Consider the following 12,075-nt stretch of genomic DNA (forward strand, 5'->3'; position numbering starts at 1 on the left):
GTGGTTCCGGTGTTGCGGCGGGAGCGGTCGGAGGAGGTCTCGGTGGTGACCGCGTTGGGTCACGCGTTCGTGCATGGCAGTCCGATTGATTGGGAGGTGGTCTTTCCCGGTGCGGGCAAGGTGGACCTGCCCACCTACGCCTTCCAGCACCGGCGCTACTGGCTCGAATCCGCACCGCAGGGAGTGGCAGACGCCTCGGGTCTGGGGCTGGCCCCGGCGAACCATCCGCTGCTGGGCGCCGCCGTGGCGTTCGCCGACGTCGACGCGACCCTGCTCTCCGGGCGGCTCTCGCTGCGGACCCATCCCTGGCTGGCCGACCACGCGGTCATGGGCACCGTCATCGTGCCGGGCACCGCCCTGGTGGAGCTCGCCGTCAGGGCCGGTGACGAGGTCGGTCTCGACACCCTGGACGAGCTGGTGATCGAGGCCCCCCTCGTGCTCCCCGAACGCGGGGCGGTGCACGTCCAGGTCGCCGTCGGCGGGCTCGACCACGCGGGCCGTCGCTCCGTCGCGGTGTACTCGCGCCCTGCCGAGGCCCAAGAAGGAGCGGAGTGGACGCGGCACGCCGCGGGATTCCTCACGACGGCACCGAGGGAGGAGCCGGTATCGCTGGAGGTGTGGCCGCCGGAGGGCGCGACACCCATCGAGATCGACGACGTCTACCCGGTACTCGCCGAGGCCGGTCTGTCGTACGGGCCCGCCTTCCAGGGACTGAGAGCGGCCTGGCGCGCGGCGGACGCGTTCTTCGCCGAGGTCGAGCTTCCCGAGCCGCGGCGGGCGGAGGCGGGGCTCTTTGGAATCCACCCCGCCCTGCTCGACGCGGCGCTGCACATCGCGGCCCACCACGGGCTGCGCGACAGCCCACCCGGCCAGAACCGCCTGCCCTTCGCCTACAGCGGCGTACGGCTGCACGCCTCGGGGGCGGCGGCTCTGCGCGTCCGGCTGACGCTGCACGGCGAGGACGAGTTGTCCCTGCACGCCGCCGACGCCTCGGGCGCCCCGGTGGCGACCGTCGACTCCCTTCGGGCGCGGCTGATCTCGGCCGGACAGCTCCGGGCGGCCCGGCCCGCCGAACGCGACGCGCTGTTCCAGCTGAACTGGGCGGAGGTGGCCGTCGCGACCCCGCGGACCGGCCCGGAACCCGACGTCGTCCTCGTGCCGGGGACCGAGTTCGAGCCGGCCGATCTGCCGGCCGCCGTGCACGATCAGGTGAACCGGGTACTCGGGCTCCTGCACGAGTGGCTCTCTCCCGGACGGCCGGAGTCGTCACGGCTTGTCGTCGTGACCAGGAACGCGGTGGCCACCGCGGAGGAGGAGAGTCCCGACGTCGTGACGGCACCGGTCTGGGGGCTGGTCAGGTCCGCGCAGGCCGAGCATCCCGGCCGGATCGTCGTCGTCGATGTCGCGGACGCGTCACCCGACGCCGTCAGGGAGGCGGTCGCCGCCGCTCTCGGTTCCGGTGAGCCACAGGTGGCTGTCAGGAACGGCAGGGTGCTCGCCCCTCGGCTCGCCCGGATGGCGGCGCCGGACACCGAGGGGCGGCGGTGGAACCCCGAGGGGACCGTGCTGATCACCGGGGGCACGGGCGCCCTGGCGGGCGAGCTCGCCCGGCACCTGGTGGCCGTGCGCGGAGTCCGCCATCTGGTGCTTGTGGGCAGGCGGGGAGAGCAGGCCCCCGGGGTCGCCGAACTCAGCGAGGAACTGGCCGGGCTCGGCGCGCGGGTCGCCGTCGTGGCGGCCGACGCCGCCGACCGGGACGCCCTCTCCGCGGTGCTGGCCGGCATCCCGGCGGCTCATCCGCTGACGGCGGTCGTGCACACCTCCGGCATCGTCGACGACGGCGTGATCACCTCGCTCACGCCGGACCGCGTCGACGACGTGCTGCGTCCCAAGGTCGACGCCGCCTGGAACCTGCACGAGCTGACCCGCGACCACGAACTGGCCGCCTTCGTCCTCTACTCCTCCGTCGCCGCGCTCCTCGGTGGGCCGGGACAGGGCGGCTACGCGGCGGCCAACACCTTCCTGGACGCACTGGCCGTACATCGCAGGGCTCTCGGACTGCCCGCGCTCTCGCTGGCGTGGGGTATGTGGGCGCGGCCGAGCGGCGTCACCGCGCACCTGACCGACGCCGACCGCGCCCGCGCCGCGCGCGCCGGGATCCGGGCCCTTGCCGACGCGGAGGGGCTGGCGCTGTTCGACGCCGCGCTCCGGCTCGACCACGCGTTCCTCGTCCCCGCCCCGCTCGACCTCACCGCGCTGCGGGCGGGCGGAGCGGAACCGCCCCCGCTGCTGCGCGATCTGGTCAGGCCGCTACGGCGAGCGGCCAGGACCTCCACGGCGACCGGCCCCGCGCTGGCCCACCGTCTGGCCAGGCTGCCCGAGGAACAGCACGCTCAAGCCGTGCTCGACGTGGTCACGGCGGAGGTGGCGGCGGTCCTGGGCACGTCGGCCGGGGCCGTCGCGCCGGATCGCCCGTTCAACGACCTCGGGCTGGACTCGCTCACCGCCGTCGAGCTGCGCAACCGGCTGGACGCGCTGACCGGCCTGCGGCTGCCCGCGACGGTCACCTTCGACCACCCCACGCCCGAGGCCCTCGTCGGCTACCTGCTGCCGGAGCTCGCGAGCGTTCCCACGCCCGACGTGCCCGCGGCGGAGACCTCGGCGGCAGGGCAGGGGCCGCTCTCCGATCTCTACCGCCAGTTGTGCGGCCGGGGCGAGTTCGCCGCCGCCGCCGAGCTGATCGGCGTGGTCTCCCACCTGCGGTCGAGCTTCGGCGCGGCGGAGGCCGCCCGGCACGCCATCTCGCCGATCCGGCTGGCCTCCGGCGACGCGCCGGTCACGCTGGTCTGCTTTCCGGCGGTCAGCGCCATCTCCGGCCCGCACGAGTACGCCCGTTTCGGCCACGCCATGCGCGGCGAGCGGGACGTCCACGTGGTGCCGTCACCCGGATACGCGCCGGACGACCTCCTGCCCGACAGCGAGGAGACGTTCGTCCAGATGCACGCCGACACGGTGGAGCGGCTGGTCGGCGACGGCCCGTTCGTGATCCTCGGCCGGTCCATGGGCGGCTGTATCGCGCATTCGGTGGCGGCCGAGCTGGAGAACCGCGGCATCCCGGCGGCCGGGCTCGTCCTGATCGACTCCTACCCGATCGAGAGCCCGACGCTGGAGGGCATGCGGGACTGGTGGCTGGCCGCGATGCTCACCGGGATGGTGGAGCGCATCGAGCGCTACCGGATGGTCTGGAGCGACGCGAGCCTCACCACCATGGGCGCGTACGGCCGGATCCTGGCCGACTGGCAGCCCAAGCCGATCGGCGCCAGGACCCTCGTCGTCCGAGCGGAGGAGCCGCTGCGCGGCACCGTCGTCGACCCCACCGGACGGCTCGACTGGCGGGCCTTCTGGCCGTTGCCGCACGAGACCGTCGATGTGCCCGGCGACCATTTCACAGTGCTCGAAGAGCACTCCGAGACGACGGTGGCGGCGGTCCGCTCGTGGATCGACGCGCTCGTCCCGTCCACACAGGAGAGGAACGCATGAGTGTTCAGGTAGCGGTCGTCACCGGTGCCGCGTCCGGCATCGGAAGGGCCACCGCGGAGCTGTTCGCCGACAGGGGCGTCCGGGTCGTCGCGGTCGACGTGGCGGGGGAGGGGCTGGAGAAGCTCTCCGCCCTCCACGGCGTCGTCCCACTCGTCGGGGACGTGTCCACCGAGGAGACCAACGCCGCCATGGTCGACCTCGCCGTCCGCGAGTTCGGGCGGTTGGACGCGGTGGTGCTCAACGCCGGGATCAGCGGCGCCGGGCCCCTGGAGTCGCCCGGGGCCATCGAACGGTTCGACCGGATCCTCGCCGTCAACGTGCGCGGCACGGCGCTGGGCATCCGGGCCTCGCTGTCGGCCCTGCGAACGGCGGGTGGGGGCTCGATCGTGGTGACCTCGTCGGTCTCGGGCCTGGGCGGTGATCCGCTCACCTGGGCGTACAACGCCTCCAAGGCGGCGGTGATCAACCTGGTGCGCGGCGCGGCGATCGACTACGCGGTGGAGAACATCAGGGTCAACGCCATCGCCCCCGGCGGGACGGTGACCGCGCTGACCGCGGGCGTGCTGTCGCACCCCACGCTCGGACCGGCGGTGACCGAGCGCATCCCGCAGCGGCGCTGGGCGGAGCCACGCGAGCAGGCCGAGGTCGTCTGGTTCCTGACCTCGCCCGCCGCGTCGTACGTCACCGGCGTCACCATCCCCGTCGACGGCGGCCTCAGCGCCAACAACGGCATCCTGCTCCCGCCCGCCTTCCCGGGCGACGCGCCCAGATAGGAGTCTCACGATGAGCACGGAAACGAACAAGGACGTGGCGCGGCGCCTCTACGAGGAGTTGATCACTCTGCGGCGCCCGGAGCTGCTTGAGGAGATCATCGCCGAGGACGCCGTCGACGAGACGATCCCGCCGGGAGCCGGCCCCGGAGGCAGGGAGGACTTCCGCGACCACATCCGGGGGGTCTGGCAGACCGTCGAGAACGTCAAGGCCACCGTCACGGACCTGATCGCGGAAGGCGACCGGGTGGTGGTCTTCTGGCGGATCGAGGGCGTCCACCGCGCTCCCCTGTTCGGCGTCCCCGCGAGCGGACGGCATTTCATTGGAAACAGCGTCAGCCGGATAACGTTCAAGGACGGGAAGATCGTGCGGTACAACGTTCTTCCGGACCGCCTCGGCATCATCCAGCAGATCTCCTGAACGGGCGCCGATAAATGGGTGAATTATCACTGGAGGACGTTTCCGACATTCGCGGGACGCTCGCGTTGTTCTCCCATCTCTTCGACAACGGAGAGGTCGCCGACCTCGGCCAGGTGTTCACCGAGGACGCGGTGATCAAGCTGACCAGGGGAGCCGGGCGTTCCGTGCGCGGGTTGCCCGCCATCGGCGAGTTCGCGCTGAGCCTGAGGCCGCACGGGCCTGACCACCAGACCCTTGACACGCATGTCTTCGTGGACGGCGACGGTGTCGTCAGGGCGCGGAGCCGATACCTCGCGGTGCTTCCCGACGGGAGTGTGCACAACGGCGACTACCTCGACGTTCTGCGGCGCACCCCCCAGGGGTGGCGCATCGGGCTGCGGGTCTCCGTTCCCCGATATCCACTGGCCAATGGAATTTCCGGGTAGGGGTTACTAGGGGTGTTTCCGGTGCGAACCCCGGTTTAATCTTTCGGCAAAAGTCAATTCCGACTCCTTCTATTGCCAACCCGCCGGAGCGGTGAAATGCACGTGCTCAAAAAATTCGGGCTGTCGTCGCGAACCAGAATCGGGGTGATGGCCGGCGTCATGCTCCTGCTGGCCGCCTGCGGCTCGCCCGCCACCTCCTCCGGCGGCACGAGCGGTTCGGTGTCGGCCGCTCCCGTCAGGGGCGGGTCGCTGACCTTCGCGGCCGACACCGAGCCGGTCTCCTTCGACATCCACGTCAGCTCGCAGGACATCACCGGGGCGATCCTCCGCAACGTCTTCGACTCACTGATCGCCGAGGACTCCTCGGGCAGGTTCCACCCGTGGCTCGCCGAGTCCTGGGAGGTGGCTCCCGATCTCAAGAGCTACACCTTCCGCCTCCGCAAGGACGTCAAGTTCCACGACGGCACGCCCTTCGACGCGGAAGCGGTGAAGGTCAACTTCGATCGCATCGCCGACCCCGCGACCAAGTCACAGCTCGCCTCCAACCTCCTCGGTCCCTACACCGGGACCACGATCGTCGACCCGCACACGGTGAAGGTCGAGTTCTCCGCGCCCTTCGCACCGTTCCTGCAGGCCGCGAGCACGGCCTACCTCGGCTTCTACTCGCCGAAGACGATCGCGGCCAACGCGGCCACGCTCGGCTCCGGCGGGGCCGTCGGCGTCGGCACCGGACCGTTCGTGTTCACCGGCTACACCAAGGGCCAGGAGGCGGTCCTGACCAGGAACGCCGACTACGCCTGGGCCCCCGGCACCGGTGGCCACACAGGTCCCGCCTACCTCGACAAGCTGACCGTCCGGTTCCTGCCGGAGGCCTCGGTCCGGGTCGGCTCGCTGAACAGCCGCCAGATCGACGTCGCCGCGGCGATCCCGCCGGCCAACGCGAGGACCGTCGAGGCCAACGCCGACCTCTCGCTGCTCAAGGCCGACTATCCCGGTGGGAACTACAGCATCTACTTGAACGCTTCCAAGCCTCCCCTCAACGACGAGAAGGTCCGCAAGGCACTCCAGCGGGGGATCGACGTCGACACCAACGTCAAGGCGCTCTACTTCGGTCGGTTCGCCAGAGCGTGGAGCCCGCTGGCGCCGACCACCCCCGGCTACAACGCGGCGCTGGAGAACAGCTGGCCGTACGACCAGGCCCTGGCCGGCAAGCTGCTGGACGAGGCCGGCTGGACCGGCAGGGACGCCGACGGCTACCGGACGAAGGACGGCAAGCGCCTGGTCGTCGACTGGCCGCTGCTGCCCGCCCAGTACGTGCGCGACCAGCGCGACATCCTCGGGCAGGCGTTCCAGGCCGACCTCAAGAAGATCGGCGTCGAGGTCACCCGGCCCCAGGCCGACATCGGCACCTACCTCGAGCGGGTCTACGGCGGCAAGGCCGACCTGGCCGACTACAGCTGGTCGCGCTTCGAACCGGACGTGCTGTGGCTCCTGTTCAACGGCGCCAGCCGGCCCCAGAAGGGCGGGCAGAACGCCACATTCCTCAACGACCCCGACCTGACCACGTGGACCGACCAGGGCCGGGCCACCCTTGACGAGACCGTCAGGAAGGAGGTGTACGGCAAGACCCAGCAGCGTGCCGTCGACCTCGCGCTGGTGATCCCCGTCTACACCCAGTCGCAGGTGCTCGGCCTCGGCAAGCAGGTACGCGGGCTCACGCTCGATTCCAACGCCTGGCCGCTGTTCTACGACGTGTGGCTCGCCAAGACGGCACAGTGAGGACTCTCGCCAAGCGGCTGGGGGCAGGGCTCGCGGTGCTGTACGGCGCCGCGACCCTCGCCTTCGTCGCCCTCCAGCTCATCCCGGGAGACCCCGTCGCGACCCTGCTGGGACCGGCCACCACGGCATCGGCCGAGGTCAGGCAGCACATCAGGGCCGAGTTCGGGTTCGACCGGCCGGTGCTCATCCAGTACCTCGGCTACCTGGGCAAGGTCGTCACCGGCGACCTGGGCTCCTCGTACCAGCTCCAGCGGCCGGTATGGCAGCTGATCGGCGACCAGCTCGGTGCCACCGTGCAGCTCGCCGCGGCCGCGATCGCCCTCGCCGTCCTGATCGCGCTGGTGTCGGCGGTGGCGACGGCCGGACGGCGCCGCGGCGTGCGAGCCGCGGCGACGGCCTGGGAACTGGTGGCCGTCTCGCTGCCCTCGTACTGGCTGGGCATCCTGCTGCTGACCGCGTTCTCCTTCCAGCTCCGGCTCTTCCCCGTCATCGGCGCGCAGGACCTGGCGGCGCTGGTGCTGCCCGCGCTCACCCTGGCCCTGCCGATCGCCGGTGTCCTCGCGCAGGTGCTGCGCGAGGGGCTTGAGACCGCGCTGGCACAGCCGTTCGCGATCACCGCTCGGGCACGGGGCCTGGGCCAGACCGCCGTCCGGCTACGTCATGCGCTCCGGCACGCGGCGGTGCCGCTCGCCACCCTCACGGGATGGCTCGTCGGGACGTTGCTCGGCGGCGCCGTCCTGGTGGAGACGGTCTTCGGCCGCTCGGGCATCGGCGCGCTCACGCTGCAGGCGGTGGGAAACAAGGACATGCCGGTGGTGATGGGCGTGGTGTTGCTGTCGGCCTTCGTGTTCGTCCTCATCTCCACGGTCGTCGACCTGCTGTACGCGCTCATCGATCCGCGGCTACGGGCCGGGTGATCGCGTGGCGCCGCTCTCCGTCCGTATCCCCGCCCGCTGGGGGCTCGCCGTCCGGCGCGGGCCGTCGGTGCTCGCCTGGGCCGTGCTCGTCCCGATCGCGCTGGCCGCCCTCGCGCCGGAACTGCTGGCCGCGTCCTCGCCGATCACCATCGATCCCGTCCATGCCCTGCTACCACCCGGCGCCGAGCACTGGTTCGGCACCGACCAGCTCGGCCGCGACCTGTTCACCCGGGTCGTCCACGGCGCCCGGCCGTCCCTGCTCCTGGGGCTGGGCTCGACCTGTCTCGCCGTCATCGGGGGAGCGGTGCTCGGCCTCGCCGCCGCGCTGGGCGGGCGCCTGGCCGACCAGGCGGTCATGCGGGTGGCCGACATCCTGCTCTCCCTGCCCCAGCTCCTGGTCGCCCTGCTTGTGATCACCGTCCTGGGCGGCGGGACCGCCAACGTGGTGCTGGCCATCGCCATCGCCTTCGTCCCCGGGTACGCGCGGGTCGTCCGCGCAGAGGCCCTGGTGGTGCGCAGGTCGGGGTACGTCGAGGCGGCCCGCGGGCTCGGGCTGCGGCGCTCGACGCTGATCGTGCGGCACATCCTGCCCAACGCCCTCGGCCCGCTGCTGGTGCTGGCAGGCGTCGGCTTCGGTACGGCGCTCATCGCCGGATCCGGGCTGAGCTTCCTCGGCTTCGGCACGAGACCGCCCGCACCGGAATGGGGAGCCATGCTGTCGGAGGGCCGTGACTTCCTGCAGACGGCCTGGTGGATCGGGCTGTTCCCCGGGGCGGCCATCACGGCCACGGTGATCGCCGTGAACGTGATCGGCCGCTCCGCCCAGAGCCGCTTCACCAGGAGGACGCGGTGATCGTGGTCGAAGGACTCGACGTCGTCTTCCATCTCGACGGCGAGCGGATCCACGCGGTGCGGGACGTGTCGTTCGCGGTCGCGCCCGGCGAGTGCCTGGCCATCGTCGGGGAGTCGGGCTCCGGCAAGAGCGTCACCGCGCGCACCCTCGTCGGCCTGGCCGGCGAGCGGGCCTCGGTCAGTGCCCGCCGGCTCACCTTCGAGGGCGACGACCTGACGACCCTGACCGAGTCGGGCTGGCGCGCGGTCCGGGGTCGCCGGATCGGCCTGGTGCTCCAGGACGCGCTGGTGTCGCTGGACCCGCTCAGGACCGTGGGAGCCGAGGTCGCCGAGACGCTGCGCACCCACCGGATCGTGGACCGGGCGGGCATCGGCGAGCGGGTGCTGTCGCTGCTGGCCGACGTCGGCATCCCCGACCCGGCCCGGCGGGCGCGCCAGCACCCGCACGAGCTCTCCGGCGGTCTGCGGCAGCGGGCGCTCATCGCGTCCGTGATCGCCGCGGGACCGCGCCTGCTCGTGGCCGACGAGCCCACCACCGCGCTGGACGTCACCGTGCAGGCGCAGATCTTCGCGCTGCTGCGCGGGCTGACGGAGGGCGGCGCGGCCCTCCTGCTGATCAGCCACGACCTGGCCGTGGTGTCCAGGCTCGCCGACCGCATCGCCGTCATGTACGGCGGGCTGATCGTCGAGGAGGGCCCGGCCGCCCGGCTGCTCGCCGATCCCCGGCATCCGTACACCCAGGCGCTCATCGCCGCCGTGCCCGCCGCCCACGCCAAGGGCACGGCGCTGTCCGTCGCGGCGGCCGGGCGGCCCGCGCCGGGACCGGGCGGATGCCCGTACGCCGCCCGCTGCGCGCACGCCGACCAGCAGTGCCGAGACAAGCTCCCGGATCCCGCCGAGGTCGAGGCGGGGCATCGGGTCCTGTGCCGGCATCCCGCCTCGCGCGTCCTCGCGCCGGTACCACGGCCCGCCCGGCCCGCCGCGGCGCGGCCGGAACCTCGCGAGCGGGGGGCCGTGGTGCTGGCGGCCGAGGGCCTCTCCAAGCGGTTCCGCACCCCCGACGGGGGCTGGCAGGACGCGGTCAGGGATGTGTCGTTCCAGCTCAGAGCGGGGGAAACGCTGGGGCTGGTCGGCGAGTCCGGATCGGGTAAGACGACCGCCGCCCGTATCGCGCTCGGCCTGCTGGAACCCGACGAGGGTGTCGTACGGCTCGGTGGCGAGCCGTGGAGCGGCGTGCCCGAGCGCGACCGCAGAACGAGGCGGCGCCGGATCCAGGCCATCTACCAGGATCCGCTCGGCTCGTTCGACCCCCGCTACCCGGTCGGGCGGATCGTCGGCGAGGCGGTGGCCCTGACCGGTGCCCGGCGCAGGGAACGCCGCGACCGGGTCGTCGAGCTGCTCGACCAGGTCGGGCTGCCGGCGGCCACGGCGGGACGCCACCCGCTCGAACTGTCCGGCGGCCAGCGGCAGCGGGTCGCCATCGCCCGGGCGCTGGCCCCGTCACCGGAGGTGATCGTCTGCGATGAGCCGGTGTCGGCGCTCGACGTCTCGATCCAGGCGCAGATCCTCGACCTGCTCGCCACACTGCAACGCGACCTGGCGGTGGCGATGCTGTTCATCTCGCACGACCTCGGTGTCATCCACCACGTCAGCGATCGGATCGCGGTGATGAAGGACGGGCGGATCGTCGAGACGGGAGACGTCGCGGACGTGTTCGCCCGCCCCTCCGAGCCGTACACCGCGGAACTGCTCGCCGCTGTCCCCACCCTCGCACCGGAACGGAGCCGACGATGACGATCATCACCGAGGTGGCGCCGGACCACCGGTCCCCATTGGTACGGCTGGCCCGGCTGCTGGACGAGGGGTCGACGGTCCCGGCGCACGAACCCGACGGCAGCGGCGTCACCGCGGTGCGCGGCCGGGTCGGCGGGTCTCCGGTGCTGGCGTACTGCACCGACGCCACCACGATGGGCGGCGCGCTGGGCATGGACGGCGCGTTGCGGATCGCCTCGGCGATCGACGAGGCCGTCGTCCGCCGGTGGCCGGTGGTCGGGCTCTGGCACTCCGGCGGTGCCCGCCTGGCCGACGGTGTGGAGTCCATGGACGGAGTGGGGCGCATGTTCCAGGCCATGATCCGCGCCTCGGGACGGGTTCCGCAGATCTCGGTGGTGCTGGGCCCGGCGGCGGGCGCGGCGGCCTACGGGCCGGCCCTCACCGACATCGTGATCATGTCGGAGGAGGGACGGGTGTTCGTCACCGGGCCCGACGTCGTCCACACCGTCACCGGCGAGCGGATCGACATGGCCGGGCTCGGCGGCCCGGAGGTGCACTCCCGCAAGTCGGGTGTCGTCCACGTGGTGACCGAGTCGGAGTCCGCGGCCTACCTGCGGGCCCGCCGCATCACCGGCCTGCTGGCGCGTCCCGGCGCGTTCGACCCGCGCCAGGCCGCCGGGGCCGACCCCGGCCTGGCCGGGCTGCTCCCCGACCAGCCGCGCCGCGCGTACGACGTGCGGCCACTGCTCCGGCGGATCCTCGACGGGGGCGGTGACGTACTGGAGGAGCTCCAGCCGAAATGGGCGCCCAACATGGTGATCGGCCTCGGCAGGCTCGGTGGACGCGCCGTCGGCGTCGTCGCCAACAACCCGCTACGCAAGGGCGGCTGCCTGGACTCCCTCAGTGCGGAGAAGGCCGCCCGGTTCGTCCGTACCTGCGATGCCTTCGGGCTGCCTCTCCTCGTGATCGTCGATGTTCCCGGCTACCTTCCCGGGGTGGGACAGGAGTGGGAGGGAGTCGTACGGCGAGGTGCCAAGCTGCTGCACGCCTTCGGCGAGGCCGTGGTGCCCCGGGTCACCCTGGTCACCCGCAAGTCCTACGGGGGCGCCTACATCGCGATGAACTCCCGCTCCCTGGGGGCCGACGCCGTCTTCGCCTGGCCGGACGCGGAGGTCGCCGTGATGGCGGCCGAACCCGCGGTCAACGTGCTGCACCGCAAGAGGCTCGCCGCGGCCCCGGAGACCGAGCGGGAGGCGCTGCGCGGCGCGCTCGTCGAGGAGCACCGCCGGGTGGCCGGCGGCGTCGATCGCGCGCTCTCCCTCGGCGTGATCGACGAGGTCATCGACCCCGCCGACACCCGGCGGCGGCTGGTGGCGGCCTTCGCCGCCATCCCCGAGTCCCGTGGCCGGCATGGGAACATCCCGCTCTGACGCGCCGCCCCCTTTGACCGGTCGGCGGCCGGTGTCCTTCCGGCCGAAGCCGGACACCGGCCGCCGACCGGGGCCCCGGACGGGCGCCTGCTGGCCGCGAGCAGCGGTGACGGGGCCGTACGGGTGTGGCGGACGACCGGGCAGGGCCTGCCGACGGGGGACCCGGTC

General features: G+C 72.5%; 9 protein-coding genes. All 9 read left to right on the plus strand.

From position 1 onward, the window contains the following. Window positions 1-3,540, plus strand: a 3,540-nt coding sequence (locus ABT130_RS45060; RefSeq protein ID WP_350966124.1) for an SDR family NAD(P)-dependent oxidoreductase, incomplete at its 5' end; no start/stop codon positions are given. Next, a complete protein-coding gene (locus ABT130_RS45065; RefSeq protein WP_350966125.1) occupies window positions 3,537-4,313 on the plus strand; it encodes an SDR family NAD(P)-dependent oxidoreductase in 777 nt (258 codons plus the stop codon). The genes ABT130_RS45060 and ABT130_RS45065, both read left to right, overlap by 4 nt. A 10-nt stretch (window positions 4,314-4,323) precedes the next feature. Then, window positions 4,324-4,731, plus strand: coding sequence for an ester cyclase (locus tag ABT130_RS45070; RefSeq protein ID WP_350926061.1), 408 nt, complete (start codon window positions 4,324-4,326; stop codon window positions 4,729-4,731). Window positions 4,732-4,745: 14 nt separating this feature from the next. Then, the gene (locus tag ABT130_RS45075; RefSeq protein ID WP_350966126.1) at window positions 4,746-5,156 is read left to right on the plus strand and encodes a nuclear transport factor 2 family protein; all 411 of its coding nucleotides are present in this window, start codon (window positions 4,746-4,748) and stop codon (window positions 5,154-5,156) included. Between the two features lie 147 nt (window positions 5,157-5,303). Further along, window positions 5,304-6,935, plus strand: coding sequence for an ABC transporter substrate-binding protein (locus tag ABT130_RS45080; RefSeq protein WP_350966127.1), 1,632 nt, complete (start codon window positions 5,304-5,306; stop codon window positions 6,933-6,935). After that, a complete protein-coding gene (locus ABT130_RS45085; RefSeq protein WP_350966128.1) occupies window positions 6,932-7,852 on the plus strand; it encodes an ABC transporter permease in 921 nt (306 codons plus the stop codon). Before ABT130_RS45080 ends, ABT130_RS45085 begins: the two co-directional genes overlap by 4 nt. A gap of 4 nt (window positions 7,853-7,856) precedes the next feature. After that, a complete protein-coding gene (locus tag ABT130_RS45090; RefSeq protein ID WP_350926069.1) occupies window positions 7,857-8,705 on the plus strand; it encodes an ABC transporter permease in 849 nt (282 codons plus the stop codon). Next, complete coding sequence (locus ABT130_RS45095; protein ID WP_350966129.1) at window positions 8,702-10,498, plus strand: dipeptide ABC transporter ATP-binding protein; 1,797 nt, start codon at window positions 8,702-8,704, stop codon at window positions 10,496-10,498. Before ABT130_RS45090 ends, ABT130_RS45095 begins: the two co-directional genes overlap by 4 nt. Continuing rightward, window positions 10,495-11,907: an acyl-CoA carboxylase subunit beta gene (locus tag ABT130_RS45100; protein WP_350966130.1), complete on the plus strand. Its 1,413-nt coding sequence runs from the start codon at window positions 10,495-10,497 to the stop codon at window positions 11,905-11,907. The genes ABT130_RS45095 and ABT130_RS45100 overlap by 4 nt, the downstream gene beginning before the upstream one ends. The last annotated feature ends 168 nt before the right edge of the window (window positions 11,908-12,075 follow it).

It is taken from the genome of Streptosporangium sp. NPDC001681, from assembly GCF_040298085.1.
Classification (GTDB): domain Bacteria; phylum Actinomycetota; class Actinomycetes; order Streptosporangiales; family Streptosporangiaceae; genus Streptosporangium.